Source organism: Amycolatopsis sp. NPDC004747, from assembly GCF_053601335.1.
Window position 1 is genome coordinate 315,450 of the sequence record NZ_JBSGBQ010000006.1, and the last position, 26,712, is coordinate 342,161.

At 70.3% G+C, this 26,712-nt stretch carries 24 protein-coding genes; 13 read left to right on the forward strand and 11 right to left on the reverse strand.

Translation table 11 applies throughout. The features are described from left to right. The first annotated feature begins 47 nt into the window (after positions 1–47). Both ACWEGE_RS12600 and ACWEGE_RS12605 read left to right on the forward strand, forming a co-directional pair. Positions 48–4,538: a DUF7507 domain-containing protein gene (locus ACWEGE_RS12600; RefSeq protein WP_449660611.1), complete on the forward strand. Its 4,491-nt coding sequence runs from the start codon at positions 48–50 to the stop codon at positions 4,536–4,538. Positions 4,539–4,683: 145 nt separating this feature from the next. Beyond that, positions 4,684–5,382 (forward strand): CAP domain-containing protein, encoded by a 699-nt coding sequence (locus tag ACWEGE_RS12605; RefSeq protein WP_449660534.1) that lies wholly within the window; start codon positions 4,684–4,686, stop codon positions 5,380–5,382. Here the strand turns inward: ACWEGE_RS12605 and ACWEGE_RS12610 are convergent. The 3 genes from ACWEGE_RS12610 to ACWEGE_RS12620 all read right to left on the reverse strand — a co-directional run bounded on the left by ACWEGE_RS12610 (position 5,376) and on the right by ACWEGE_RS12620 (position 9,360). Beyond that, positions 5,376–6,380, reverse strand: coding sequence for a cation diffusion facilitator family transporter (locus tag ACWEGE_RS12610; RefSeq protein ID WP_449660535.1), 1,005 nt, complete (start codon positions 6,378–6,380; stop codon positions 5,376–5,378). The genes ACWEGE_RS12605 and ACWEGE_RS12610 overlap by 7 nt on opposite strands. 17 nt (positions 6,381–6,397) lie before the next feature. Further along, positions 6,398–6,829, reverse strand: coding sequence for a DUF742 domain-containing protein (locus tag ACWEGE_RS12615; protein WP_103338027.1), 432 nt, complete (start codon positions 6,827–6,829; stop codon positions 6,398–6,400). 317 nt (positions 6,830–7,146) lie between these two features. After that, the gene (locus ACWEGE_RS12620; RefSeq protein WP_449660536.1) at positions 7,147–9,360 is read right to left on the reverse strand and encodes a (Fe-S)-binding protein; all 2,214 of its coding nucleotides are present in this window, start codon (positions 9,358–9,360) and stop codon (positions 7,147–7,149) included. A gap of 156 nt (positions 9,361–9,516) precedes the next feature. Here ACWEGE_RS12620 and ACWEGE_RS12625 point away from each other — a divergent pair, with 156 nt between their 5' ends. Continuing rightward, on the forward strand, positions 9,517–10,077 hold the full coding sequence (locus ACWEGE_RS12625) for a TetR/AcrR family transcriptional regulator (protein ID WP_167384557.1): 561 nt from the start codon (positions 9,517–9,519) through the stop codon (positions 10,075–10,077). Positions 10,078–10,098: 21 nt separating this feature from the next. After that, positions 10,099–10,536 (forward strand): GNAT family N-acetyltransferase, encoded by a 438-nt coding sequence (locus ACWEGE_RS12630; RefSeq protein WP_449660537.1) that lies wholly within the window; start codon positions 10,099–10,101, stop codon positions 10,534–10,536. Here ACWEGE_RS12630 and ACWEGE_RS12635 read toward each other — a convergent pair. From ACWEGE_RS12635 to ACWEGE_RS12645, 3 genes are all read right to left on the reverse strand, one after another. Continuing rightward, positions 10,533–10,691, reverse strand: a complete 159-nt coding sequence (locus ACWEGE_RS12635; protein ID WP_449660538.1) for a DUF397 domain-containing protein — start codon at positions 10,689–10,691, stop codon at positions 10,533–10,535. The two genes, ACWEGE_RS12630 and ACWEGE_RS12635, sit on opposite strands and share 4 nt — an antisense overlap. Position 10,692: 1 nt before the next feature. Continuing rightward, positions 10,693–11,532 (reverse strand): helix-turn-helix domain-containing protein, encoded by an 840-nt coding sequence (locus ACWEGE_RS12640; protein ID WP_449660539.1) that lies wholly within the window; start codon positions 11,530–11,532, stop codon positions 10,693–10,695. A gap of 79 nt (positions 11,533–11,611) precedes the next feature. Further along, a complete protein-coding gene (locus ACWEGE_RS12645) occupies positions 11,612–12,145 on the reverse strand; it encodes a YbhB/YbcL family Raf kinase inhibitor-like protein (protein ID WP_449660540.1) in 534 nt (177 codons plus the stop codon). Positions 12,146–12,319: 174 nt separating this feature from the next. On the opposite strand from ACWEGE_RS12645, the gene ACWEGE_RS12650 reads away from it, so the two are divergent. The 7 genes from ACWEGE_RS12650 to ACWEGE_RS12680 all read left to right on the forward strand — a co-directional run bounded on the left by ACWEGE_RS12650 (position 12,320) and on the right by ACWEGE_RS12680 (position 19,669). Further along, on the forward strand, positions 12,320–13,090 hold the full coding sequence (locus tag ACWEGE_RS12650; protein WP_449660541.1) for a DUF4097 family beta strand repeat-containing protein: 771 nt from the start codon (positions 12,320–12,322) through the stop codon (positions 13,088–13,090). Between the two features lie 26 nt (positions 13,091–13,116). Beyond that, positions 13,117–13,350 (forward strand): hypothetical protein, encoded by a 234-nt coding sequence (locus tag ACWEGE_RS12655; protein ID WP_449660542.1) that lies wholly within the window; start codon positions 13,117–13,119, stop codon positions 13,348–13,350. A gap of 67 nt (positions 13,351–13,417) precedes the next feature. Continuing rightward, positions 13,418–14,860 carry an alpha/beta hydrolase gene (locus tag ACWEGE_RS12660; RefSeq protein ID WP_449660543.1) on the forward strand — a complete coding sequence of 481 codons (1,443 nt, stop codon included), beginning with the start codon at positions 13,418–13,420 and terminating at the stop codon, positions 14,858–14,860. 611 nt (positions 14,861–15,471) lie between these two features. After that, a complete protein-coding gene (dnaK, locus tag ACWEGE_RS12665; RefSeq protein ID WP_449660544.1) occupies positions 15,472–17,337 on the forward strand; it encodes a molecular chaperone DnaK in 1,866 nt (621 codons plus the stop codon). After that, positions 17,334–18,032, forward strand: coding sequence for a nucleotide exchange factor GrpE (gene grpE, locus ACWEGE_RS12670; protein ID WP_449660545.1), 699 nt, complete (start codon positions 17,334–17,336; stop codon positions 18,030–18,032). Before dnaK ends, grpE begins: the two co-directional genes overlap by 4 nt. Before the next feature lie 30 nt (positions 18,033–18,062). Then, entirely contained in the window at positions 18,063–19,238 is a 1,176-nt protein-coding gene (dnaJ, locus tag ACWEGE_RS12675; RefSeq protein ID WP_449660546.1) for a molecular chaperone DnaJ, read from the forward strand. 5 nt (positions 19,239–19,243) lie between these two features. Then, complete coding sequence (locus ACWEGE_RS12680) at positions 19,244–19,669, forward strand: heat shock protein transcriptional repressor HspR (RefSeq protein ID WP_449660612.1); 426 nt, start codon at positions 19,244–19,246, stop codon at positions 19,667–19,669. A gap of 86 nt (positions 19,670–19,755) precedes the next feature. On the opposite strand, the gene ACWEGE_RS12685 is transcribed toward ACWEGE_RS12680, so the two are convergent. The 5 genes from ACWEGE_RS12685 to ACWEGE_RS12705 form a co-directional block, all read right to left on the reverse strand. After that, positions 19,756–20,280, reverse strand: a complete 525-nt coding sequence (locus ACWEGE_RS12685; RefSeq protein ID WP_449660547.1) for a DUF305 domain-containing protein — start codon at positions 20,278–20,280, stop codon at positions 19,756–19,758. Beyond that, a complete protein-coding gene (locus ACWEGE_RS12690) occupies positions 20,277–21,032 on the reverse strand; it encodes a lytic polysaccharide monooxygenase (protein WP_449660548.1) in 756 nt (251 codons plus the stop codon). The genes ACWEGE_RS12685 and ACWEGE_RS12690 overlap by 4 nt, the downstream gene beginning before the upstream one ends. Positions 21,033–21,179: 147 nt before the next feature. Further along, complete coding sequence (locus ACWEGE_RS12695; protein WP_449660549.1) at positions 21,180–21,896, reverse strand: dienelactone hydrolase family protein; 717 nt, start codon at positions 21,894–21,896, stop codon at positions 21,180–21,182. 74 nt (positions 21,897–21,970) lie between these two features. Further along, positions 21,971–23,074, reverse strand: a complete 1,104-nt coding sequence (locus ACWEGE_RS12700; RefSeq protein WP_449660550.1) for a globin domain-containing protein — start codon at positions 23,072–23,074, stop codon at positions 21,971–21,973. Between the two features lie 358 nt (positions 23,075–23,432). After that, positions 23,433–24,608 (reverse strand): globin domain-containing protein, encoded by a 1,176-nt coding sequence (locus ACWEGE_RS12705; RefSeq protein ID WP_449660551.1) that lies wholly within the window; start codon positions 24,606–24,608, stop codon positions 23,433–23,435. A gap of 305 nt (positions 24,609–24,913) precedes the next feature. Between ACWEGE_RS12705 and ACWEGE_RS12710 the strand changes: the two genes are divergently transcribed. Further along, the gene (locus ACWEGE_RS12710; RefSeq protein ID WP_449660613.1) at positions 24,914–25,357 is read left to right on the forward strand and encodes a MarR family winged helix-turn-helix transcriptional regulator; all 444 of its coding nucleotides are present in this window, start codon (positions 24,914–24,916) and stop codon (positions 25,355–25,357) included. Positions 25,358–25,455: 98 nt separating this feature from the next. Then, the gene (locus ACWEGE_RS12715; protein WP_449660552.1) at positions 25,456–26,643 is read left to right on the forward strand and encodes an MFS transporter; all 1,188 of its coding nucleotides are present in this window, start codon (positions 25,456–25,458) and stop codon (positions 26,641–26,643) included. Positions 26,644–26,712 lie beyond the last annotated feature (69 nt).

Sequence of the window (26,712 nt, forward strand, 5' to 3'; positions counted from 1 at the left end):
GGTGGCGAGGAGTGCCGTTGCCCGCAAGACCGCTTCGCCCGATTCTCGTGCTGGCACTGGTCTTCCTGGCCTCGGCCTTCGTCCCGGCCGCGGACGCGGCCGCCGCCCCGCCGTTCGCCGCCGGCTACGACGACGTGGTCTACGGCGACTTCGTCTACGCGGGCAACGGCGTCCTGCGCTGCCCGGTCGCGGCCGACGGCGCACCGACTTCCGGGACGGTCGCCACCCCGGCGGCGTGCGCGAACACCGCCGACCGCAAGGACACCCTGGCCAACGACGATTTCTTCATGCAGTGGGCCGACGTCGACGCCGACCCGGCCACGTTCGACTCGGCGAGCGCCTCGGTGGGCGTCCCGCCGGGAGCACACGTCGTCTTCGCCCGGCTGAACTGGGCCGGCAGCACGACCTGCGGTCCTTCGGCTGTCGCGCCGCCCGGGACACCCGCGAAGCAGAACGTCCGGCTTTCGGTCGCCAGCGCGGAACCCGTCGACGTCGCACCCTCCGGATACGCCGAAGACGGTGACCACTACTCGGCGCACGCCGACGTGACCGGCCTCTTCGCGAAGGTGCCTTCCGCTTTCGACGTGACAGCCGGGAACGTCTGGGCGCCCAAGGGTTTCGACTGCGTTGGCGGTTGGTCGATCGCGCTCGTTTACGCCTATCCGGAGCGCAACGCGGACTACGCGCCGACCAAGCGCAAGGTGGTCGTCTACGACGGTCACGTCCGCCAGACCGCCGGCGCCCCGGCCGCCGAAGCGGCGATCACCGGCTTCCGCGCCGCGGCGGCCGACGCACACATCGGCGTCACGGCGTACGACGGCGACTGGGGTAAGTCCGGCGACCAGTTCCTGGTCGACGGCACCCCGGCCGCCGAGCCGTCGACCGGTGGCACGTCGAACTTCTTCATCGCCAACGCCGACAACGCCGCGGCGCCGGGCTCGAAGAACAACTTCAGCGTCGACGCGAAGGCGTTCAACGTCGACAGCGTTCCCGTGGGTGCGACGAGCGCGAAGCTCGGCTTCGTCACCAGCGGCGACGCGATCCTGGCCCAGAACCTGGCGTTTTCGGTGCCGGTGCCCGAACTCCAGCTCGCCGTGCGTGCGCCCCAGCCGAAGGCGCACGCCGGTGAGCCGGTGACGTTCACTGTCGCCGTGACGAACCCCGGCGACGGCCCGGCGTCCGGGGTCGAGGTCACCGACCCGGCTGTCCCGGCGTGCGCCAAGCCGCTCGGCACGCTCGCCCCGCGGCAGACGGTCAGCTACACGTGCGCCGCGCCCGCGCCGCCCGACGACTTCACCAACACCGCCAAGGTGACCGGCACGAGCGCACTCGGCGACGCCCTCGACGGCGTCGCGAGCGCACGCGTCGACGTCCTGCACCCGGCGCTGGGCATGACGAAGACGGCCGACCGGCCCGCGTACCGCGCCGGCGAAGTCGCGACCTTCACGATCAAGCTCACGAACACCGGCGACACCGGGCTGTCCGGCGTCCAGGTCGCCGACCCGAAGACGCCTTCGTGCACGCTCACGGGAGCGCTCACACCAGGCGAGAGCCGCACGACGACGTGCACCGCGAAGGCACCGATCGCCGACGGCGTCAACACGGCGAGCGCGGTGGGCACCGACGAGCTCGGCAAGCAGGTCACGGCCACCGCCGACGCACCCGCGCCGACGATCGCGCCCGCGATCGAGGTCACCAAGACCGCGGCCCCGCCGGTGGTCCACGCCGGGGACGCCGTCACCTGGACGGTCGCGGTCCGCAACGCCGGTGACAGCCCGCTGGCACCGGTGAAGCTCGCCGACGACACGACCGCGGAGTGCGCACGCACGTTCGCCGGCCTGGCCGCGGGCGCGACGCAGACGTACACGTGCACGGCGAACCCGTCCCGGACCACGACGTCCCAGGTGACGGCCACCGGAGCCGACCTGGCCGGTCAGCCCGTGACGGCCACCGCCTCGGCCACGGTCACGGTGATCACCCCGGCGCTGACGCTCACGAAGGACGCCACACCGGCCATCGCCCGCGCCGGCGACCCGATCACGTTCACGACCACGGTCGCCAACGCCGGCGACACACCGCTGACCGACGTGTCGGTGGCCGACGACGTCCCGGCGTGCGCCAAGGCCATCGGCGCCCTGGCCCCGGGCGGGACGGTCACCTACACGTGCACCGCCCCGGCCCCGCCGGACGACCTCGCCGCGAAGGCCACGGCGACGGGCAAGGACCAGCTCGGCCGCACGGTGAAGGTCACCGACGACGCGGCGGTGGACGTGATCCACCCGGCGGCCAAGCTCGCCGTGCGCGCAACACCGGCCCAGGTCCGCGAAGGCGACACGGTGACCTGGACGATCACCGCGGCCAACACGGGCGACGTGCCGCTGACGGAGGTCGCGATCGCGGACGCCCAGGTCCCCTCGTGCGGGAAGCAGCTCGGCACGCTCCGGCCGCTGGGGCAGCAGGAGTACACGTGCACGACGGTCGCGGGCGCGACGGGCTTCGCGAGCCAGCCGACGCTGACGGGCACGGACCCGACCGGCCGCCCGGTCTCGACGGTGGCCGAGGCCGCGTTCGCGGTCCAGCACCCGGCGGTCGCGCTGACGGCCGAGGTGACGGGCGGCCCGTTCCGCGAGGGTGACAAGGTGCCCTTCCGGATCACGATCCGCAACACCGGTGACGTGCCGCTGACGGACCTCCGAGTCACGGACGCGCCGGCGAGGGACGGGCGAGCTGCCGGCTCACCGGTCGGGCAGGCCCCTGGACCAGCTGCGTCCGGCGAGCAGCCCGCCACCCAGCCGAGCGCGGGCTCACGGGCCGCCGCTCAGGCCACCGAAACCCGCGCCACCCAAGCGGCAACCGCAAGCTGCACCCAAACCATCGAGGGCACCCTCGAACCCGGCGCCACCCGCGACTTCGCCTGCACCACAACCGCCCCGGCCGACGACGTCACTCGTGCCTTCCGGGCCGTCGCCACTCCACCCGTCGGCTCGGACGTCAGCGCAACCGGCAGCGTCGCCGTCGACGTCATCCACCCGGCCGTCGCCGTCACCCGGACCGTCGATCCCGCCGTCGTCCACGTCAACGACACCGTGACCTCGACCATCACCGTCACCAACACCGGGGACAGCCCGCTCCAAGACGTCACCGTCGCCGACGACCGTGCTCCGGACTGCGCCAAACCCCTGGGCCGGCTCGAACCGCAAGCGAAGCTCACCTACAGCTGCACCCAAGCCGCCGGTGAGGCCGACTTCGCCGCCGCCGCGAAAGTCACCGGTACCGACGCCACGAACCGTCCGGTGACTGCCGCTGCCGAGGCCGCAGTCGACGTCATCCACCCCGCGATCGCCCTCACCGAAGACGCCGCACCCGCGCGCGTGCGGCAAGGCGACACCGTCACGTTCACCCTCGTCGTCGCGAACACCGGTGATGTCCCGCTGACCGATGTGTCCCTCCTGGACAGTCGGATCCCGGCGTGCGCTCAGTCCATCGGCACCCTCCTTCCCGGCGCCAGTCAGCGCCACTCCTGCAAGGTAGACGCCGGCACCGACAATTTCGTGAGCTCCGCCACCGCAACTGGCACCGATCCGGTGAAACGCCAGGTCAGCGCCACCGACGACGCGGCCTACACCGTGCTGCACCCCGCCCTCGAGCTCACCCAGGACATCCACGGCGGCCCCTTCCGCGCCGGCGACCCCGTCACCGCCACCCTCACCGTCACGAACACCGGCGACACCCCGCTGACCGCCGTCGACGTCCGAAGCGGGTCCTGCACGAAGACCTTCGACGAGCTGAAACCCCGAGACAGGCAGAACTTCGACTGCACCACGACCGCCCCGGCCGACGACGCGGACAGCACCGCGAAGGCGACGGCGGACGCCCCGGCCGGCCCGCCGGTCACCGCAACGGACACGGACAAGATCGACGTCATCCACCCGGCCGTGAAGCTCTCGATCGACGCGACACCCCCAACGGTCCGCGCCGGCGACGAAGTCACCTTCACCGTCACCGCGCGCAACACCGGCGACGTCCCGCTGGCCGCAGTGTCCGTTGTGGACGAACAGGCCACCTGCGCGAACGAGTTCGACACCATCGCCGCCGGAACGGCGAAGACCTACACCTGCACCCGCAAAGCGCCTGACGACGACTTCCGGCAAGCCGTCGAGATCACCGGAATTGACCCGAGTGGTCGCACCGTGCAATCGACCGGTGACGCAAAAGTCGACGTCGTCCACCCCGAGATCGCCGTGATGAAAGACGCGGCACCCTATGAAGTCCGGGAAGGCGACACCGTCACCTTTTCGATCCTGGTCAAGAACACCGGTGACGTCCCGCTCGCCGACGTGCGGGTCGTCGACGACCACACCCCGTCGTGTGCGCGAACCGCCGGCGCACTGGCCGTGGACGCCGAAATTTCGTACTCCTGCACAACCACCGCGGGCAAAGTTGGCTTCACCGGCAAAACAACCGCCACCGGTCAAGACCCGACCCGTCGGCCGGTGCGCGGGTCCGGTGAAGCGGCGTTCGTCGTCCGGGTGGGCTGAACGGAGTAACGCGGAAGCGTCCGATTGCCACGAAATCCCGGCCTGTCGCCGACGGTAAATGTGACCAGTGCGTTCGTAGGGTTCTCGCCTTAATTGTTCCGTGATACGTTCCTGCGCCGTGTCCCCCATTGGTGAACGTGCTCACGTGGTGATGGTGTCACTCAGTGTGCTGCTCGGCGTTTTTTCCGCCGCGGCCGGCACCTGGATGGCCACCGCGGAAGGAAACACCGCCGAGCTCGGCGCCGCGGCGCTCGTCCTGCCGAACGCGCCCGCCGGCGCCGGCGCCGGCAGCGGAACCGACCTCGCCGGCGGCAAGGTCCAGACCACCACCCCCGGTCAGCCCCCCGCGCCCACCACCTCGGCCCCCGCCCCGACGACGTCCAGCGCGGCACCCACGCCGACCGAGACGTCCGCGGCCCCGCAGCCGTCGACGTCCGAAGCCGCGCCGCCGCCGAGCACCAAGCCGGCGCCCCCGCCTTCCGTCGCCGCGCAGGTCATCTCGCTGGTCAACGACGAACGGTCGAAGGCGGGCTGCGAGCCGCTGACCGAGGAGTCGCACGTCACGAAGGCCGCGCAGGACTACAGCGACCAGATGTCGGACGAGAAGTTCTTCTCCCACACCAGCCCCGACGGCACGACGTTCGACCAGCGCATCAAGCAGGCCGGTTACCCGAAGCCGGGTGCGGAGAACATCGCGCGCGGGCAGACGTCCGCGGCGCAGGTCATGGACTCGTGGATGAACTCCGACGGCCACCGCGCCAACATCTTGAACTGCTCGCTCAAGAAGATCGGCGTCGGCGTCACCACCGCCGGCTGGTACTGGGTCCAGGACTTCGGCTACTGAGGCCTGCTCCACCGCTCGGCGATGTCGCCGTACCGGGCCAGCACGGTCGCCCGCAGCTCCGGATCCGACCGCGGCACGGGCTCGATGAACACCTCGGTGACGTCGTGGAACGCCTCGGTCAGCTCCGACGCGAGCCGGACGCACGCGCGTTCGAGGTCCGCCGCGCCGAGCGAGTCGTCGAAGTCGACGCGCGCGCAGACCAGCACCTGGTCGGTGCCCATCAGCATGGTCTGCAGGTCCACGACGGCCTCGATCTCGGGCGCGTTGGTCAGGTGGTCGCGGACGCCGCGGACGATGCTCGGGTCGGCCTGGCGCCCGACCAGCAGGCCGCGGTTGGTGCGGCCGAGCAGGTAGGCGACGCAGGCGAGCAGCAGGCCGATCGCGATCGACGCGATGCCGTCCCAGATCTCGGACCCGGTGAGCTGGTGCAGCCCGATGCCGCCGAACGCGAGCAGCAGGCCGATCAGCGCGGCCGAGTCCTCGAACAGCACTGTCTTCGGCGTCGGGTCGTCGATGAGCCGCAGGTACGTCCACAGCGAGCGGTTCTCCGCACGGGACTCCCTGACGACCTGGCGCACCGCCTGCAGCCACGACGTGCCCTCGAGCAGGAACGCCACGGCGAGGACGATGTAGCTGAGCAGCGACGTGCTCTGCGCTTCGCCGTGCCCGAACAGCGTCGAGACGCCCTCGTAGAGCGCGAACATCGCACCGGAGGCGAAGATCGAGACGGCCGCGAGCAGCGACCAGAAGTACCGTTCCTTGCCGTAGCCGAAGGGGTGCACGCGGTCGGCCGGGCGTTCCGAGCGCTTCAACGCGGTCAGCAGCAGGACCTCGGTGATCGTGTCGGCCACCGAGTGCGCCGCTTCGGACAGCATCGCGCCCGAGCCGGTGATGATGCCCGCGACCAGCTTCATGATGGCGATCGCCAGGTTCACCCCACCGGCGAGCAGGACGGTCAGGGTACTTTCGCCACCGGAGTTCCCGGATTCCTCGGTCACCCTGGTGAGCGTAGTGCTCAGAGGCGGCGCAGGCCGTGCAGAACGCGTTCCATGAGCGCCATCGCGGGGCGGCCGTCGGCACTGGTCCGGCTGTCGTGGATGGTCACCAGGCCCTGTTCGGCCATGTCGTCCAGCAGGACGCGCACGACGCCGAGGGGCACGCTGAGGGTGGCCGCGACCTCGGCGACCGACCGCGGGTGCAGGCACAGCGAGCGCACGGAGCGGATCTCGCCGGTGACCCGGGCGCCGTCCCAGTGCGCCTCGGCCCGCGTCGAAACCATCGCTTCGATCGCGAGGTGCCGCCGAGACTGCGTGCGGCCGCGGGTGAGGACGTACGGGCGTACGAGGGTGCGCTGGGTCGGTACGTAGTCCTGGGCGAGCCGGATGTCGTCCGGGATGGGGTGGAGTGCGTGTCGGCCGGTCGTAGTGGTCCGCCGGTCCTCGGCCATCCGTGCCGCCCCCTGTTTCTGTGATCGTCAATGGTGCCCTCGCTGGCAACGGCGGCGGCGAGGAAAGGCCAGGATACGCCGCTTGTCCAGGGTTCAGGCGATCGTTTCTCCTTAACCTGATGGGCCATTTCGGTGATTATCATGAACATTTTTCAAGAAAACGATTACCGCCACGAAATCCCAGCTAGTGGACCTGCGGGACAGGACAAAGTTGTGACAACGGGTAGCGGAATGGCTACGAAATCCTTGAAAGTTTCGATCACGGAAACGGCCCCGGTCAGCGTGCTGACCGGGGCCGTGCGTTCTCGGGAAATGTGTCACTCCTCCACGAGTGACGGCGCTCCGAGTGCGATCGGCTTCGGTTCCGGCTTGCGCTTGACCGCTTCCAGCAGCATCTGCGCGACGTCGACGATCTCGACCTTCTCGTTCGCCGAGCCGTCGCTCTGGCGCGCGGTGAGGCCGTCGTTCAGCATCACCTTGCAGAACGGGCAGCCGGTGGCGATCTTCGACGGCGCGGTGCCGAGCGCCTCGTCGACGCGCTCGACGTTGATCCGCTTGCCGATCTTCTCTTCCATCCACATCCGCGCGCCGCCGGCGCCGCAGCACATCGACTTGTCGCCGTGCCGCGGCATCTCGCGCAGCCGCGCGCCGGTCGCGCCGACCAGCTCGCGCGGCGCCTCGTAGACCTTGTTGTGGCGGCCGAGGTAGCACGGGTCGTGGTAGGTGACGTCCTCGGCGACCGGCGCCACCGGCACCAGCTGCTTCTCCCGCACCAGGCGGTTCAGCAGCTGCGTGTGGTGCACGACGTCGAACTGGCCGCCCAGCTCCGGGTACTCGTTGGCGAGGGTGTTGAAGCAGTGCGCGCAGGTCACGACGACCTTGCGGGCCTTGCGCTCGCGGCCCTCGAACACCGAGTTCAGGATCTCGACGTTCTGCTGCGCCAGCATCTGGAACAGGAACTCGTTGCCGGCGCGACGGGCCGGGTCACCGGTGCAGGACTCCTCCGAGCCGAGCACGGTGTACTTGACGCCCGCCATGTGCAGCAGCTCCGCGACCGCGCGGGTCGTCTTCTTCGCGCGGTCCTCGAACGCGCCGGCGCAACCGACCCAGAACAGGTACTCGGTGTCGCCGAGCTCGCCGTCGAACACCGGCACCTCGAAGTCCAGGTCCTCGGTCCAGGCCAGCCGGTCCTTGGCGTTCTGGCCCCACGGGTTGCCCTTGTTCTCCAGGTTCTTGAACATGCCGTTCAGCTCGCTGGGGAACGCCGACTCGATCATCACCTGGTAGCGGCGCATGTCCACGATGTGGTCCACGTGCTCGATGTCGACCGGGCACTGCTCGACGCAGGCGCCGCAGCTGGTGCAGGACCAGAGGACGTCGGGGTCGATGACGCCGCCGTCGTCGCCGATCAGTGCCTTCTGCGATTCGGCGATGGCCAGGACGTCGATCCCGGCGTACATGTTGTCCCCGGACAGGCCGACCTCGTCGCCCGCCATGTCCCGCTTGCCGCCCGCCATGAGGTACGGCGCCTTCGCGTAGGCGTGGTCACGCAGCTGCGTGATGACCAGCTTCGGCGACAGCGGCTTGCCCGTGTTCCACGCCGGGCACTGCTCCTGGCAGCGGCCGCACTCGGTGCAGGTCGAGAAGTCCAGCCAGCCCTTCCAGCTGAAGTCCTCGATCTTGCCGACGCCGAAGGTGTCCTCGTCCGGGTCGGCTTCCTCGAGGTCGAGGACCTTCCCGCCGCTCATCATCGGCTTGAGCGCGCCGAGGGCGACGCCGCCGTCGGCCTCGCGCTTGAAGTAGATGTTGAAGAAGGCGCTGAACCGGTGCCACGCGATGCCCATGGTCATCGTCCGCGCGACGACGATCAGCCAGACCGTGGCGCTCATCAGCTTGACGAACGCGAAGATCGTGACCAGGTTCGGGCTGGCCGGCAGCAGCTGGCCGATCGGGTTCGAGACGAAGGACGCCCACAGCGGCCCTTCGTGCGTGTTCAGCGCGGACTTCGCGGCCCGCACGCCGATGATGCCGATGCCCTCGATCAGGACGACGGCCTCGATGAAGTACGCCCACTTGAAGTTGGAGCCGGCGAAGCGCGACTGGCGGTCGGCGCGGCGCGGGTGGTTGCGCTGGCGGATCGCCATCAGCACCAGGATGCCGACGATCGTGCCGAGCCCGAGCAGCTCCATGAGCAGCTGGAACGGCGGGAAGTCGTCGAGGATCGGCCAACCCCAGGTCGGGACGAACACCTCGCCGTAGGCCTCGAACAGGGCGAGCGAGCCGAGCAGGAAGCCCCACATCACCAGCCAGTGGGCCGGGCCGACGCTGCGCTTGCGGTTCATCCGCGTGTGCGCGGCGAACTCCTTGATCAGCGTCTTCATGCGCGGCATGAACGGCCCGTTGCGCGTCGAGTCGGGCTGGCCGAGGCGGATCACCCGTACGAAACGGGCGATGGTCGCGGCGAACATGCCCCAGGCGACGAGGCCGAGCACGACGGAGAGCCCGCCGAGCGTCAGTTGCAGAGCGCCCATCGTTCGGGTGCCTTTCGTCCGGGAAAAACTGTGGTGGTGCCGGGAGACTAACCGTCCTTACTGATGGGTAACCCGTTGAGGCGCCCTAAGTCCCACCGATGTGGTGTACGTCGCTCTTTGTTTTGGGACGATCGTTCAGGTAGTTTTCACCCTATGGTGAAGCTCCAAGTCGACGGCCGGAAGGCGCGTGGTGAGAAGCGGCGCACCGAGCTCATCGAGGCCACGCTGCGGATCATTGAGCGCGACGGCGTCGCGGGCGTCACCCACCGGACGGTCGCGGCCGAGGCCGGAGTACCCACGACGTCGACGACCTACCACTTCTCGTCGCTGGACGACCTCCTGGTCGCGACGCTCATCTCCTGCGCCCGCGACATGGCGACCGAGGTCTACTGGATGATCGACCGGGCCCGTTCCCGCGGGTCACGCGGCGCGGAGGAGGTCGCGGCCCTGCTCGCCGAGGCGCTCGGGCCGCGGCGCGGGCGCACGATGGCCGAGTACGAGCTGTACCTCCTGGCCGCGCGCAAGCCCGAGCTGCGCCCGGCCGCCCGGCGCTGGCTGGACGTCCTGACGTCGATGGTCCGCCACGACGACGAGGTGGCCTTCCGCGTCTTCCTCGCGGGTATCGACGGGCTGCTCATCCAGGGCCTGATCGACGACGAGCCGCCGTCGGCCGAGGAGCTGCGGCCGGTGGTGGACTACCTGCTGAAACCGCGTTGACGGCTGCCTTAGTTTCGGATCATGCGCACCTTTGGCGACTACGAGCTCGACGACGACCGCGCGCGGCTGGACCTCGACGTGGTGTGGAAGTTCCTCTCCACCGAGGCCTACTGGGGCCGCTGGCGCACGCGTGAGCAGGTCGAAGCCGCGATCGACGGCTCCTGGCGGGTCATCGGGGCCTACCGCGGCGGCTCGATGGTCGGGTTCGCCCGCGCGTTCTCCGACGGCGTCTCCTCGGCTTACCTGGCCGACGTCTTCGTCGTCGACTCCGCCCGCGGCACCGGGCTCGGCAAGGAGATCGTGCGCGAGATGATCGACAACGGGCCCGGCGCGCAGTTCCGCTGGATGCTCCACACCGCCGACGCGCACGGGCTGTACCGCCAGTTCGGCTTCGCCGAGCACACCCGCGGGCACTACCTCGAGCGCGAAGGGCCCAACTCGGCGAACTTCGTCGGCTAACGCAGGTCGGCGAGGAGGGCGTCCCACGATCGGGTGGTGATTTCGAGGGTTCCGCCCGGGCGGTCCTTCGTGTCGCGGATCCGCACCACCTGGGCGAGCGCCACTTCCACGCACTCCGCTTCCTGCCCGCTGTAGGTCGACTTCCGCCAGGTCACGTCAGGCCTCCAGTTCCGTGATCACCTCCTCGATGAACGTGCGCGACGCGTCCACGTCCAGGGCGAGGGATGCCATGGTCTTCGCGGCCGACTTGTAGTCCGCCACCTGTTCCTCATCGTAGAGGTAGGCACTCCCGCGATGCTGGTCCAGAAAGACGATGGCAGGCAGGTCCGAATACTCGAAGACGCTGAAGGAACCGTTGAGCCCGGGGTGGAAACCGCCGCCCGACGGGACCACCCGCACCGCGAGCCGGCGCGGCAGGTCGACGAGGTGGCGGAGCTGGTCGGCCAGCGTCTCCGGGCCGCCGATCTGCTGCCGCAGCGCCACTTCGCCGAGCAGGATCGAGCACTCCGGCGCGCGATACTCGCGAAGGGCCGCCTGGCGGATCGTGCGCACCCGCAGCCGCTGCTCGACCAGCTGAGGAGGGGAACCGCCGTAGGACAGGATCGCCCTGGCGTAATCGGGCGTCTGCAGCAGGCCGTGCACCAGCATCGGCTGCCAGCTGAAGATCGCTGCCGCCGTGCGCTCGTATTCGGCCAGCGTCGTGAGAATCGCCGGCGCGTCCGGCATCTCCTTCTCGGCCCAGTTGGGCTCACGCGCGGTGCGAGTCAGCTCGAACAGCCGCTCGCGCTCCTCGCCGAGAACGCGCAGCTGCCCGAGCAGGAGCGCGACCTCTTCGAGCTTGGGCACCCGCAGGCCCAGCTCCCAATTGGACAGTTCCGCCGCGTGCACGCCGGTGGCGCGGGCCAGCTCGCGCAGCCCGTACCCGCGCGCCTTCCGTGCCTTCCGCAGTCCGAACCCCAGCGCTCTGGACCGGGGAGTCGCTATCGGTGGTGACATGAGCGCAGTGTGTCATCGGGGTCCGACAAAAACGGGCCCGGCTCCGTTGCCGATCGGCAACAGTGCCGGGCCCGGAACCTCAGCCCTTGTTCTCGTACACCGGCGTGAGCACCGCGCGGGCCAGCGTGTGCCCGAACATGTTGAAGCCGAGGAGGGCCGGTGTCGCGTCCTCTGGAACCTCCAGCTTGTCCACGTCGAGGGCGTGCACCGCGAAGTAGTAGCGGTGCGGGCCGTGCCCGGGCGGGGGCGCCGCGCCGAGGAACTGCTTGACGCCGCCGTCACCCTTCAACGTCACCGCGCCTTCGGGGAGGCCGGAGCCGTCGCCCGCGCCGGAGGCCAGTTCGGTCACCGACACCGGCACGTTGAACACCGCCCAGTGCCAGAAGCCGCTGCCGGTCGGGGCGTCCGGGTCGTAGCAGGTGATCGCGAAGCTCTTCGTCTCCGCCGGGAAGCCCTCCCACGCCAGGTGCGGCGAACGGTCCTCGCCGCCGGCGCCGAAGATGCCGGACAAATGGGGCGTGGCCAGGGTTTCGCCGTCGGCGACGTCGTTGCTGCGGAGGGTGAAGGACGGCACGTCGGGTAGGGATTCGTACGGGCCGGGTGCTTGCGGCATGGATCCTCCTGATCACGGAACTGGAGCCTTGCGCCAGGTTAGGCCCCGGGGACCACCCCTGCGTCTCAGGGCGGGATCTCAGGGTCTTTCGGGGGGTTACCCCCATGTACGGCCCGCTCACCCCGTCATAACGTTTCTCACGCAGAGGAAACAACACTGAGGGGACCAACGACCATGGCGCGCCCGCTGCTGGCTCTGGGAGGCATCGTCCTGATCGGCGTCGGCCTGGTCACCGCGTTCGGGTGGGGCTGGGGTGCGGACTTCGAAGACACCGGCACCGTTTCGCAGCCCATCCGCAGCGTGAAGCTGGAGGCCGACTCGGGTGCGGTGAAGATCCGCAAGGGCTCGGGGCCGGTGAAGGTGCACCAGGAGGTCGGCTACCACTGGCGCAGCAAGCCGGACGGGCCCTTCTACCGCGTCGATGGCGACCAGCTGGTGCTCGGCTCGTGCGGCACGAACTGCTCGGTGGACTTCGAGGTCGCCGTGCCGGACGGGGTGCCCGTGACCGGGAACCTCGACTCCGGCGGGCTCGACGTCGCCGGGATGTCGACTGTGGACGTTTCCGTCGACTCCGGGCACGCCCGCGTCGAAGACGTCCCCGGCGCGGTGAAACTGCGGGTGGACAGCGGTTCGACCGACCTGCGGAACGTCGGTCCGGTGGAGCTGCGGAGCGAGTCCGGCGCCATCACCGGCGACGACGTGCACGGGCCGGTCGACGTGACGTCTTCGAGCGGCAGCGTCGAATTCACGGTGGTGCAGGCGAACGACGTCAAGGTGCACGCCGACAGCGGCAGCATCCACCTGACGGTGCCGGGCGGGGCGTACCGCGTCGAAGGCGGCAGCGACAGCGGGCACCGCGACATCGGCGTTCGCAACGACGGCGCCGCCCAGCACGTGCTGGACCTGACGACCGAAAGCGGCAGCGTCACGGTCCGCGCGGCCTGACTTTTCTTACTACGGGGGCATTTCCGATGGGCAGGATCGAACGGCGCGTGCTGGTGGCCGCGCTGCTGGGGGCGATCGCGACGTTCGGCGTCGTGGGTTTCGCGCGTGGTGAGTCCGCGGAGACGCCGGCACAGGGGGTGCCGATCACCGCGGATTCCCACTATCGAGTGACTTCGTGGGTCGGTACTCCGGCTGAAGTCGTTGTGCGGCAAGGAAACTCCGATTTCTTCTTCTCCTCCTGGACCGCCCGCCGCTCCTGAACTGTCGGTGGCTGCTGTTAGGAAGGAAGCACGCCGAAGGCCGGCGGGCAGGGGGAGGAAAGACATCATGGACGTGCGGCGGGTCGTCGCGGTCGTTGTGGCGGTCGTGGTCATGGCGGCGGTACCGGCCGTCGCCTCGGCGTCGGTTCTGCCGTGGCGCCCGTGCGCGACGCAGCAGGAGCCGACGGCGGAGTGCGCGACGGTCGAGGTGCCGATCGACCGGGCGCGGCCGGAGCTCGGGTCGGCGCGGCTGGCGCTGGCGCGGCTACCCGCGCGCGATCCCGGCAGGCGGCTCGGCTCGCTGCTGGTGAACCCGGGCGGGCCGGGCGGCTCCGGCGTCGGGTTCGCGCAGTTCGGCGGGCTGGCCTCGCCGGAGCTCGCGCGGCTGCGGGAGCGCTTCGACGTCGTCGGGTTCGACCCGCGCGGGGATTGGTACAGCACGCCCCGCATCACGTGCGACGCGGCGACGCTGTTCGACCCGGCGCTGGACCGGTTCCCGTCGACCCGGGCGGGGTTCGAGGCGCTGGTCGCGCACAACTGGAAGGCGGGCGCGGACTGCCTGGCCCGCACCGGGCCGCTGCTGGCTCACGCGGACACGCAGAGCGCGGCGGAGGACATCGAGACGATCCGGGCCGCGCTCGGCGAGCCCCGGATTTCGTGGCTGGGGCTGTCGTACGGCACCGAGCTGGGCGCGGTCTACGCGTCGAAGCACCCGGGCCGGGTGCGCGCGATGGTGCTCGACGGCGCGATCGACCACGCGCGGCCGATGAACCAGGCGATCCTCGAGGAGGCCGCGGCCACCGAGGACGCGCTGGTCCGCTTCGCGGGCTGGTGCCGGGGCGCGGCGGAGTGTGCCCTGCACGGCCAGGACGTCCTCCGCTTCTACGACGATGTCGTGGCGCGGGCGGCTCGCGGCGGGATCTGGTCGAGCGACCTGGGCCGCCCGGCGACGGCCGACGAGGTGTCGGCGGGGGTGTATGGCCACCTCTACCTCCGGGACGACTGGCCGGCCCTGGGCAAGCACCTGGCCGCGGCCGGCGGTGAGTTCCCGGACGCCCGCGGGCTGACCGAGCGGAACCAGTTCCGGTCCGAGATCTACGCGGCCTACCGGGGGATCGGGTGTCACGACTTCCCGTCGCCGTTCACCGGGCCGTCGGACCTGGGGTCAATGGCCGGCCTGCTCCGGAAGGTGGCGCCGCACAGCTGGCGGTACTCGGAGTACTGGGACTTCGCGAGCGGGTGCACGGGGTGGCCGGTCCCGGCCAAGAACCCACCCCAGCCGCACCCGGTGCGGGGCGCCCCACCGATCTTGGTGGTCGGGGGTGCCCACGACCCGGCGACACCGCCGGCCTGGGCGCGTGGTCTGGCGTCGAGCATCGAGGGCGCGGCTCTGCTGACCCGCACGGACGACGGCCACACGGGGCTGTTCAACTCCGCGTGCACCCGGGCGGCCGAGGTGGCGTACCTGGTGGACGGGGTCGTGCCTGCTCGTGGCGCGGTGTGCCGGTGAACCGGGAGGGCTGGGGGCGGCGAGGGCCGAGGTTGGGTGAGGCGGCGGTCGGCCCGCGGAGGGCTCGGGCAGGACCGGGCAGCGGGTGAGGCAGGGCTTCCTCGGGCAGGCCGGGACCGCTGGGCACCGGCGCGGTCGGTCGTCGGGGTGCTCGGGGATGGCCGCGGTGGAGTGCTCGGGCAGGTCCCGGCTGCGGCCGGGCAGCCTGGTGGCGGTTAAGCGGGCCGCTGGGGGTGGGCTCGGCGACCGCCTGGCGGCGGTTGGTGGCCCGCTCGGGCGGGTCTGGCGACCGCCGGAGAGGCTGCCGGCGCCGGCGGCCGACCCTCGGTGGCGCCAGGGCCGCGGCAGGTCGCGTGGCCGTGTCGCGGGCTGCGCCGCTGGTCACGGCGGTCGCCCGCTGAGTGAGCGGCGTCACACACCGGTCGGGTGCCGGGCCCGGGAACAAGAACCCGAACCGTCTCGTTAGGCTGGGTACAGAGGTTGAGCGCAGTCGACTCAAGTCCGGCTTGACGAGGCTCGTGAAGGCCCGATAAAACTTGCCAGGGCCTCGCTCAAGGCGAGAATGAACCTGCAGGTCACGAACATAGCAGCCGTACACAGGAGGAAGCACCATGGCGCGAGCGGTCGGCATCGACCTCGGCACGACCAACTCGGTCGTCGCCGTCCTTGAGGGCGGCGAGCCGACGGTCATCGCCAACTCGGAAGGCTCCCGGACCACCCCTTCGATCGTCGCCTTCGCCAAGAACGGTGAAGTGCTGACCGGCCAGCCGGCGAAGAACCAGGCCGTCACGAACGTCGACCGGACCATCCGGTCCGTGAAGCGGCACATCGGCACCGACTGGAAGACCGAGATCGACGGGAAGAACTACACCTCCCAGGAAATCAGCGCGCGCGTGCTGATGAAGCTCAAGCGCGACGCCGAGGCGTACCTGGGCGAGACGATCACCGACGCCGTCATCACCGTCCCGGCGTACTTCGAGGACGCGCAGCGGCAGGCCACCAAGGAGGCCGGGCAGATCGCCGGCCTGAACGTGCTCCGGATCGTCAACGAGCCGACCGCCGCCGCGCTGGCGTACGGCCTGGACAAGGGCGAGAAGGAGCAGACCATCCTGGTCTTCGACCTCGGTGGTGGCACCTTCGACGTCTCGCTGCTGGAGATCGGCGAGGGCGTCGTCGAGGTCCGCGCCACCTCCGGTGACAACCACCTCGGTGGTGACGACTGGGACGAGCGCATCGTCAAGTGGCTGGTCGACAAGTTCAAGGCCACGAACGGCATCGACCTGACCAAGGACAAGATGGCGCTGCAGCGCATCCGCGAGGCGGCGGAGAAGGCGAAGATCGAGCTGTCCAGCTCGAACTCGGCCAGCATCAACCTGCCGTACATCACCGTGGACGCGGACAAGAACCCGCTGTTCCTCGACGAGACGCTCTCGCGCGCCGAGTTCCAGAAGATCACCTCGGACCTGCTCGACCGCACCAAGGCGCCGTTCAACAACGTCATCCGGGACGCGGGCATCTCCGTCGGCGACATCGACCACGTCGTGCTCGTGGGTGGTTCCACCCGCATGCCGGCCGTCGCCGAGCTGGTCAAGGAGCTGACCGGCGGGCGTGAGCCGAACAAGGGCGTGAACCCGGACGAGGTCGTCGCCGTCGGCGCCGCGCTGCAGGCCGGTGTGCTGAAGGGCGAGGTCAAGGACGTCCTGCTGCTGGACGTCACGCCGCTGTCGCTCGGCATCGAGACCAAGGGTGGCGTCTTCACCAAGCTCATCGAGCGCAACACCACGATCCCGACCAAGCGCTCGGAGATCTTCTCCACCGCGGACGACAACCAGCCGTCGGTGCAGATCCAGGTGTTCCAGGGTGAGCGCGAGATCGCCGCGCACAACAAGAAGCTCGGCATGTTCGAGCTGACCGGTCTCCCGCCGGCCCCGCGTGGCGTGCCGCAGATCGAGGTCACCTTCGACATCGACGCCAACGGCATCGTGCACGTGACCGCGAAGGACCTGGGCACGAACAAGGAACAGTCGATGACGATCACCGGTGGCTCCGCGCTGCCGAAGGACGACATCGAGCGCATGGTCAAGGACGCCGAGGCCCACGCCGAGGAAGACAAGAAGCGCCGCGAGGAAGCGGAGACCCGCAACCAGGCGGAGACGCTGGTCTACCAGACCGAGAAGTTCGTCAAGGACAACGACGACAAGCTGCCCGAGGACCTCAAGGGCAAGGTCAAGTCCGCGATCGACGAGGCCAACGAGTCGCTCAAGGGCACGGACTCGACCAAGATCCGCGAGGCGATCGAGAAGCTGAACGCCGCTTCGCAGGAGCTGGGCACCGCCCTGTACGCCAACGCGAACGCCGCTCAGCCGGGCGCCGAGGGTGCCGCGGGTGCGGCCGGGGACGCCGGTGCGGCCGGCGGCCAGGCCAAGGCCGATGACGTGGTGGACGCCGAGATCGTCGAAGAGGACCCGAAGAAGTGACCCACAGCTACGACGAATCCGAGAACCAGGGCCGAGGCCCCGAGGAGCCGGTGGTCGTGCGGGACCGTCGTCGGGTGGACCCCCAGACCGGGCAGGTCCGCCCGCCCGGTCCGGCCCACGCGGCGCCGGACCCCGACGAGGCGCCCGTGGAGCACGCGGGCCCCTCGCTGGGTGAGTCCATTGTGGACGAGTCGGTGGCGGTCGTCTCCGACGTGGAGAAGGAGCTGGCCGAGCGCACCGCCGACCTCCAGCGCCTGCAGGCGGAGTACGCCAACTACCGCAAGCGGGTCGAGCGCGACCGCGAGGCGGTCGTGATCGGCGCGAAGGCGACCGTGGTCAACGACCTGCTGCCGCTGCTCGACGACCTCGAGCGGGCCGAGCAGCACGGCGACCTCACCGGTGCGTTCAAGGCCGTCGGCGACAAGCTGATCAGCGGCCTGCAGCGCGCGGGCCTGGAGTCGTTCGGCACCGAGGGCGAGGCCTTCGACCCGAGCGTGCACGAGGCCGTGCAGCACAACACCTCGCCGGACGTGGCGGGCCCGACGGTCACCGTGGTCATGCGCCGCGGGTACCGCTTCGGGGACCGCGTACTGCGGGCGGCGCTGGTCGGCGTGACCGACCACGAGCCCGGCGCGGCCCCGTCCGCCAGTGGCGAGCTGCCACTCGGCGGCGGAGCCGATGAGCAGCAGCAGTAGGAGAAACCCAGTGGGAGGAGGAGACGCCCGATGAGTGCACGGGAATGGATCGGTAAGGACTTCTACCGTGAGCTGGGCGTCTCCTCCGACGCCACCGCGGACGAAATCAAGAAGGCCTACCGGAAGCTGGCCAAGGAGAACCACCCGGACGCGAACGCCGGCAACGCGCAGGCGGAGCAGAAGTTCAAGGCGGTCTCCGAGGCCTACGGCGTGCTCTCCGACGCGAGCAAGCGCAAGGAGTACGACGAGGCGCGGCGGCTGTTCGGCGGCGGGGGCGGCTTCAACTTCCCCGGTGGCGGCGGTGGCGGCAGCTTCGACATGGGCGACATCTTCGGCCAGGCCGGCGCCGGCGCGGGTCAGCAGGGCGGCTTCGGCGGCCTCGGTGACATCCTCGGCGGGATCTTCGGCCGCGGCCGGTCGTCGGCGGGCGCGACGGCGAACCGGCCGCAGCGCGGTGCCGACGTCGAGACGGACGTCCGGATCGACTTCGTCGAGGCGGTCAAGGGCGCGACCCTGCCGCTGCGGCTGTCGAGCCCGGCGACCTGCGCGACCTGCAACGGCAACGGGGCCCGGCCGGGCACCTCGCCGCGGACCTGCCCGACCTGTTCCGGTTCGGGGCTGGTCAGCCGCAGCCAGGGCGCGTTCGCGTTCTCGGAGCCGTGTCGCGACTGCCGCGGCCGCGGGACGATCATCGACGACCCGTGCCCCGAGTGCGGCGGTGAAGGCATCAGCACGCGCACCCGCACGCTGACCGTCCGGATCCCGCCGGGCGTCGACGACGACCAGCGCATCCGGCTGGCCGGCCAGGGCGAGCCGGGCCGGGGCGGGGCGCAGGCGGGCGACCTGTACGTCCGCGTGCACGTGGCTCCGCACGCGCTGTTCGGGCGCAAGGGGCTCGACCTGACGATCACCGTGCCGGTGGACTTCACGGAGCTGACGCTCGGCACCACGATCACGGTGCCGACGCTGGAAGGCAAGGTCTCGCTCAAGGTGCCGCCGGGCACCGCGAGCGGACGCGTGCTGCGCGTGCGTGGCAAGGGCATCGCCAAGCGCGACGGTTCGCAAGGTGACCTGCTCGTCACCCTCCAGGCGGCGATTCCCGCCAAACTGGACGACAAGGCGCGCGAGGCACTGGAGGCGTACGCCGAGGCGATGGCCGGGCACGACCCCCGGCCCGAGATCACCGAGCTGCTGCAAGGTAGGTGAGAGTGGTGTTCGGCGGGATTCCCCAGGACGGGGATGAGGAGACCCCGGTGTTCGTCATCTCGGTGGCGGCCCAGCTCGCCGGGATGCACGCGCAGACGCTGCGCACGTACGACCGGCAGGGCCTGGTCTCACCGGGGCGCACCCCCGGCGGCGGGCGGCGCTACTCGATGCGGGACATCGCGCTGCTGCGCGAGGTCCAGCGCCTGTCGCAGGAGGACGGTGTCAACCTGGCCGGCATCAAGCGCATCATCGAGCTGGAGAACCAGGTCGACGCGCTGCGGGCCCGGATCACCGAGCTGACCGAAGAACTGGCCGCGGCGTACGTGGCCGCGGAACAGGCGACGGCGGCGGCCCACGCGTCCTACCGCCGGGACCTGGTGCCGCTCAACCAGCAGACGGCGATGGTGGTCTGGCGGCCCAAGCGCCGCTGACGAACTGAACGACGAGGGCCTCCCCGGATGGACCGGGGAGGCCCTCGTGCGTGAGCAGCCCCTCCCGGCCGCTCACCGCCGCGGGATCACGCCTTGACGTTCAGCAGCTGCTTGACCTCGGCGGTCCGGGACTCGATCACCCGCCGCGCCAGGTCCCGCGCCTGGGCGTTCACCCCGCCGCCGGTTCCGTTCTCCGTCCGGGCCAGCTCGACCGCGCCCTGCTGCTGGCCCGTCAGGACGTCCAGGAACTTGCGGGTGAACTCGCCGTCCGAGGCGGTCCGCAACGCTCCCACCAGGTCCGGTGAAGTCATCTTCATGCCGCCGTGGCCGGCGTGCGCCTGCGGGGCCACGGTCTCCGGCTCGTTCCACTCGCGGAGCCAGCGCCGCATGTCGTCGACCTCGGTCTGCTGAGTCACCTCGATCGCCGCCGCCAGCTCCTTCAGTGCCGCCGGGACCGGGCGGGCCGAAGCCAGCCGGACGATCTCGATCCCTTGCTGGTTCTGGGGAATCAGCATCTGCAGGAACATCACGTCGGCCGCGTTGTGTTGCGGAGGGGCCGTCGTCGCGCAGCCGGTCAGGAGCAGCGCGACGACGGCCAGGACCACTCTCACTGGCGCTGCCAGAGCGCCGGGGTGTTCGGCGGCTCCCAGCCCGCGATCGCCGTGTGCGGCTGGATGCAGCGGTAGCTCGCGCCGCCGTACGTCACGACGTCGCCCACCTTGTACGCCGTGCCCGCCGCCCAGGTGCCACCCGTGGGCGGGGTGGTGGTCGTCGTGGTGGGCGGCGGGGTCGTCGTGGTCGGGGTCGTCGTGGTCGTGGTGGGCGGCGGGGTGGTGCCGCCCCCGCCGACCTGGAGGTCGACGCAGCTGTAGAAGGCGTTGGCCGTGTCCGAGATGTTCCAGATGGCCAGCACCTTGATCCGGCCCGAATAGCCGGCCAGGTTCACCGTGTGCGACAGCGTCGACGGCGGCTGCTGGTTGTTGCCGTTGAACACCGCGACGCGCGTGTTGCCGACGTAGTACTCGTAGTTCGACGTCGCGTGCCGGGCGGTGAACACCCAGTTGAACGTCACCGTGCTGCCCACCGACTTGGCCGGCCACGGCTTCGACTCGTCGGCCAGCTCGGCGAACTGCGACAGGCCGGCGTTGCAGCTGCGCAGCCCCTTCGGGCCTTCGACGCTCTGCGGTTCGTAGACGATCTGCCCGCAGTTGGGGACCTTCCCGGCCGCGCAGTTGGCCTGCCGGCTGGGCGGGTCGGACACGTAACCGTGTGCGCTCGCGGAGGTGGCGGGGAGGACGACGACCAGCACCGGCGCGAGCAGGGCGCCGGCCGCGGCCGCGAAGAGCTTTCTTTTCCAGGTCATTTCGGCTCCTCGAAGGGGAACAGCGTTGTTCCGGCAGGGGAGGACGAGCGCGCACATCCGGGGGAGATGTGGTCTAGACCATAAGGCGATTCGGGCACAACGGTCAACGAACTACCGCCGTTCGACGGTTTCGCTGCTCTGATCGGCTCAGTGCGAAGGTCGGGACGGCTGCTGCAGGTGTTCGCCGAAGAAGGACGTCACTCGGCGCCACGCGTCTTCGGCCGATTCGTGGTGGTAGGTGAAGCCGACCACCTTGAGCAGCAGGTTCACCGGGGCCGCCGTGTCGATCTTGTTGGCGAACCCGTGGCTGGCGTCCGGGTACTCCTTGACGTCGTGCGGGATGCCGCGCTCGGTCAGCGCCGTCTCGAGCTTCGCCGCCGCGCCGCGCAGCCCGAAGTCCTTCTTGCCGAAGCTGGCGACGATCGGGCAGGCGTCGTCGAGCACCGACAGGTTCTTCGGCAGCTGCCCGTAGTACGGCGCGGACGCCTCGAACCCGCGTGCCGCCGCGACGAGCGCGAAGCCGCCGCCCAGGCAGAACCCGGCGATGCCGATCCGGCCCGAACAGTCCTCGCGCCCGGCCAGGAGCGTGCGGGCCGCCTCGATGTCGTCGAAGGAGCGGCCGCGGCGGGCGAACATGTCCGAAAACACCCGGCGCACGCAGCGGCGCATGCCCCCGCGCGAATACAGGTCGGGGCTGAGCGCGAGGTAGCCCTCGCGGGCGAAGCGGTCGGTGATGTTCTTCGTGTCCTGGCTCAGCCCGAACGCGTCGTGGATGAGCACCACGCCCGGGTGGGGGCCCGTTCCGGCGGGCTCCGCCAGGTATCCGCCGATGGTGCCGTCCGAAACCGGAATAGTCATCTCCATATCGGCGAAGATAGCGAGAAACCACCGGTCCGGTGCGGGAGGCTGAGAGTTCCTCAGCGCATTCCGGACAAACCTCAGTCCAGGGTGAAGGGGTCGTAGGATATTCGTTCCAAATCGATCCCCCTGGCCAGCAGCTTGGCGACGGTCGCCTGGATCATCGGCGGCGAACCGGAAACGAGCACTTCGTGGTTCCGCCACGTGTCGCGCTGGGTGACGGCGTGGGCGAGCGTGCCGCGGTCGCCGCCGGCCAGCGCGCCCTCTTCGGTGACCGGGGTGACCGTCAGCCACTTCGACGTCGTGGCCAGCCGGCGCAGCTCCTCCAGCGCGTACAGGTCCTCCGGCCGACGTCCGCCGAAGAACAGGTGCACCGGCGGGTTGCGCTTCCAGCGGGACAGGTCGTCGAGGATCGCCAGCAGCGGCGTGATCCCGGTGCCGCCGCCGATCATCAGCAGCCGCCGCTTCGTGGACGTCGGGCGCACGTTCAGCACGCCCATCGACGGCCCGAGGCGCCAGACGTCACCCGGCTTGGTGTGGTTGACGATGCTCCCGCTGACCCAGCCGCCGGGCACCGCGCGCACGTGGAAGGTGAGCTGGCCGTCGCCGCGCGGCGCGTTGGCCGGGGAGAGGTACCGCCAGAACCGCGGCCGCTGCGGCACCTCCACGCTGACGTACCCGCCGGCGCGGTAGGGCAGGAGGCCTTCGGTGCGCACCTTCACCAGCGCGACGTCGCGGCTGAGTTTCCGGTGTTCGAGCACGGTCGCCGACCACGACGCCGGCCCCGTCTCCGCCTGGGCGGCTTCGCGCATCGTCTTGGCGATGAGCCCGTAGGCCGAGGTCCACGCCGATTCCACCTCGGCGGTCCACTTCTCCTTGAGAAATCGTTTCAACGCGGCGATCAGCGCGACGCCGACCGCGTCGTAGTGGCGCGAGACGACGGCGAACTTCCGGTGGTCGCGGCCCAGTTGCCCCAGGAAGGTGACCAGCTCGTCGGGCCGGTCGACCATCTGCACCACGTACACCAGCGCGCGCAGCAGCCTGCTCCGCTGCGTCGTCATGGTCACCGGGAACAGATCCCGGCAATCGGGGGCGACCACGAACAACGCACCGTAGAAGTACTGCGCCAGCTCATCTGCTTTCGATTCGACCTCCGCAAAACTTTCACGAATCAACCGGGCCATCTCTCGACCTTCCACAGCCGAAACGGGAAGCGTCTCGGGCATGGTGGAGATCTTCACGGATTCAGCACTCATCGGGAACGGTAATCTCCAGTCGTGCCAAGGCTTCTGCGCCGTGCATGCGGCGTCGCTGTGGCGGTGCCGCCCCCGAGGGTTCCCGACTGTAGGCGAATTCCCGTGCAGATGCGCGTGATTGCGCGCCTTCCCGCTCGAACGGAGCAATTCAGGTACGCCCGGTCAACCCCGTCTGTCGCAGCGTAAGAATGATCACGACGTCGGATTCATCCGTTACGGGTTACCGATTTCCGAAGCATAACGAATTCATTCACCGGACGGCGGATTGCCGTCGCGCCGGGAGCGGCTAGTCGATCGTGAACGGGTCGTACTGGATCTGGTCCAGCGCACTGCCCGCGACCAGCATGCGCGACACGGTCGCGCGGATCATCGCCGGCGAGCCGGACACCAGGATGTCGTGGCCGGGCCAGGAGCCGTACCGCGTGACGGCCTCGGCGAGCGTCCCCTGCTCGAACCCGGGGACGTCGCCGCCGCGCTCCACGACCGGGGTGATGGTCAGCCAGGGGTTCGTCGCGGCGAGCGCGCGCAGTTCTTCGAGGTCGTAGAGGTCCTCGCGGGCGGGGCCGCCGTAGAACAGGTGGGTCTTCGGGTTCTCGCCCCACAGCGCGAGGTGGTCGAGGATCGACCGCAGCGGCGCGATGCCGGTCCCCCCGGCGACCATCAGCACGGCCTGCGACGCCTCCCGGTCGACCGTCATCCGGCCCAGTGGCGGCCCGAGCCGCCAGACGTCCCCGGGCTGGGTGTGGCTGACGATGGCGCGGGAGACCCAGCCGCCGTCGATCGCGCGGACGTGGAACTCGATGCCGCCGTCCTCGCGCGGCGCGTTCGCCGGCGAGAGGTAGCGCCACAGCCGTGGCCGCTGGGGCACTTCGACGCTCACGTACTGGCCCGGGTGGTAGGGCACGGGCTGGTCGGGCACCAGCCGCACCAGGGCGAGGTCCCAGGTCAGGCGCCGGTGCTCGACGACGGTGGCCGACCACGACGGCGGGTTCGTGTCGGCCGCGGCGGCGTCCTGCATCGCCCGCGCGGCGATGGTGAACGCCTCGGCCCACGCGCGCTCGACCTCGGGCGTCCACGCCGGGCCGAGGTGGTTCTTGAGCGACGCCAGCAGCGCGGTGCCGACCGCTTCGTAGTGGCGCGGCACCACGCCGAACTTGCGGTGGTCGCGGCCCAGCTGGCGCAGGAACGGCGCGAGGTCGTCCGGCCGGTCGACCATCTGCACGATGTGCACCAGCGCGCGCACCAGCCTGCCGCGCTGGATCTCCATGTTGATGGGGAAGAAGTCGCGGGTGGTCGGGGCGAGGGTGAACAGCATTCCGTAGAAGAACTGCGAGATGTCCGCGATGTAGGGCTCGGACCTGGCCCAGCTGTCCCGGATGAGCCGGACCATCGCGGTCACGGCCGCGGGGGCCTCCCGCGGGGCCGAAGACCTGGGGAGCGGGCTGACGGCATCGGCGGTCATGAGAGGTTGTTCACGGGTCGGGGACCGCCTCCTGGGTCCTTCGCCACTGCTGCCACCTCGTCACTCAACGTCACTGGAAGGCGCTACGCGCAGCGCCCGTCCGCAGGGTAGCCGTCGACCGCCCTTTTGCCCGCATTGTTGCTCCGACCGGGTGTATTGCGCCCGGTCAGGCGTGGGCGACCTCACCGGAGAGATGGTTGTCCCGAGCAAGCGTCCGGCAATATACTTGTATGGCACAACTAAGGGAGGTGTCAGGGGTGTCTGCGGGCTTCGACAACACCGACGACGACGTCCGGGTCGAGCTCATGCGCGAGCTGAAGACCGCTTCCCAGCTCCAGCACGCCTGGATCATGCAAGCCTGGCAGAGCGAGCCCGGGCTGCACCCGGCGGCCGCGATGCTGCTGTCCGACCTGGCGAAGAACGGCGAAACGCGGCCGTCCGAGCTGGCGAAGCGCCGGTTCGTCGACCTCTCGGTCGTGAGCAGGCAGATCGCCCAGCTGTCCGCGGCCGGCCTGGTCGACCGCCGTCCCGCGCCCGAAGACGGCCGGGCGTCGCTGGTCAGCGTGTCCGAGAAGGGCCGGGCCGAACTCACCCGCTGGCGCGCCAACTACGTCGAGTTCATGGAGAAGGCGCTCGGCGACTGGGACGACCAGCGCGTCACCGACCTCACCGCGCGGCTGGCGGAGATGAACGCCGATCTCCGCCGCGCGCTCGGCAGCGACGCCTGCCTGGCTGACACGAACAAGTGACACCGGCCGGGAAGGGCCACCGCAAGTGTCTCTTTGCCCTGGGGAAAGTGTCCGTTCGGTCCTGACTTGACGGCATTCCCCAGAGTTACCGTCGGTGGGTGACGCGTGACCGGGTCGCGCTGCTGTGCGCGCTGGGGATCGACAACTTCGGCTCGGGCCTGTTCCTCCCGTTGGCGCTGGTCTACGTGACGCAGGTGGTCGGCGTGCCACTGGCGGTGGCCGGCACCGCCGTCACCCTCGGCGCCGTCGGCGGGCTCGTCGTGCCGCCGATGGCCGGCCGGCTCGTCGACCGCGTCGGGCCGCGGGCCGTGGTGATCGGGGCCCAGCTGCTGCAGGCCGCCGGGGCGGGTGCGTACCTGGTCGCCGACAGCGCGGGCCTGGTGGTGGTCGCGGCCGTCCTGCTGACCGCCGGGCAGCAGCTCTTCTACAGCTCGCTGTTCGTGCTCATCGCCGACGTCGCGGGCGAAGGCCCGAAGGACCGGCCGTTCGCCGAAGCGGGGATGGCGCGGGCCGCCTCCTTCGGCCTGGGTGGCCTCTCGGCGGGGGCGATGCTGACGTGGCTCGGGAACGACGGCTACCGCATCGCGCTCGCCGTGGACGTGGTCACGTTCCTGGTGGCCGCGTCGATCCTCGCCTCCTTCGTCCGCCTCGCGCGGCCGCACCGGCCGGTCTGCGAACGGTCGGTCCGCGTCCTGCGCGACCGGCCGTACCTCGGCCTCATCGTCTTCAGCGGCCTCTTCGGGCTCTCGCTCGACTTCTTCCTGATCGGCACGCCGGTGTTCGTGCTCGACCGGCTGCACGGCCCGGCCTGGCTGCCGGGCGCGATCCTCGCCCTGCTGACCGTGCTGACCAGCGTCGGCGGCACGCTGGCGCTGCGGCTCACCGCCCGGCTGACGCGGATCGCGGCGATGCGCGCCGGCTCGGCCCTGTTCTCCGCGTGGTGCCTGGTCACCCTGGGCGTGCTGCTCGTGCCCGAGGCCTGGCGCGTGGTGTACCTGCTCGTCTCGACGCTGGTGTTCGCCGCCGGCGACCTGGTCTTCGGGCCGCGCTCGGGGGCACTCGCCGAGGCCGCGGCACCTCCGGTGGCCCGCGGGCGTTATCTCGCTGCGTACCAGTACGCGTTCACCGTGGCGCAGGTGATCGCGCCCGCCGTGGTGTCCTTGTTTTCGGTCGCCGACTGGTTACCTTGGGTGCTGGTGGGGGCGTGTGCCGGCGTCGCCGTGGCGGGGCTGGGCGCGCTCGGCTCGCGGTTGCCGGCGAGCGCGGTCGCGCCCGGACAGAGTTGAGCGGAACAGACTCAAGTTTTCGTGCGTTAGAGGAAGTGACGGGTCTCGGTCAGGCCTGTCACCAGGACT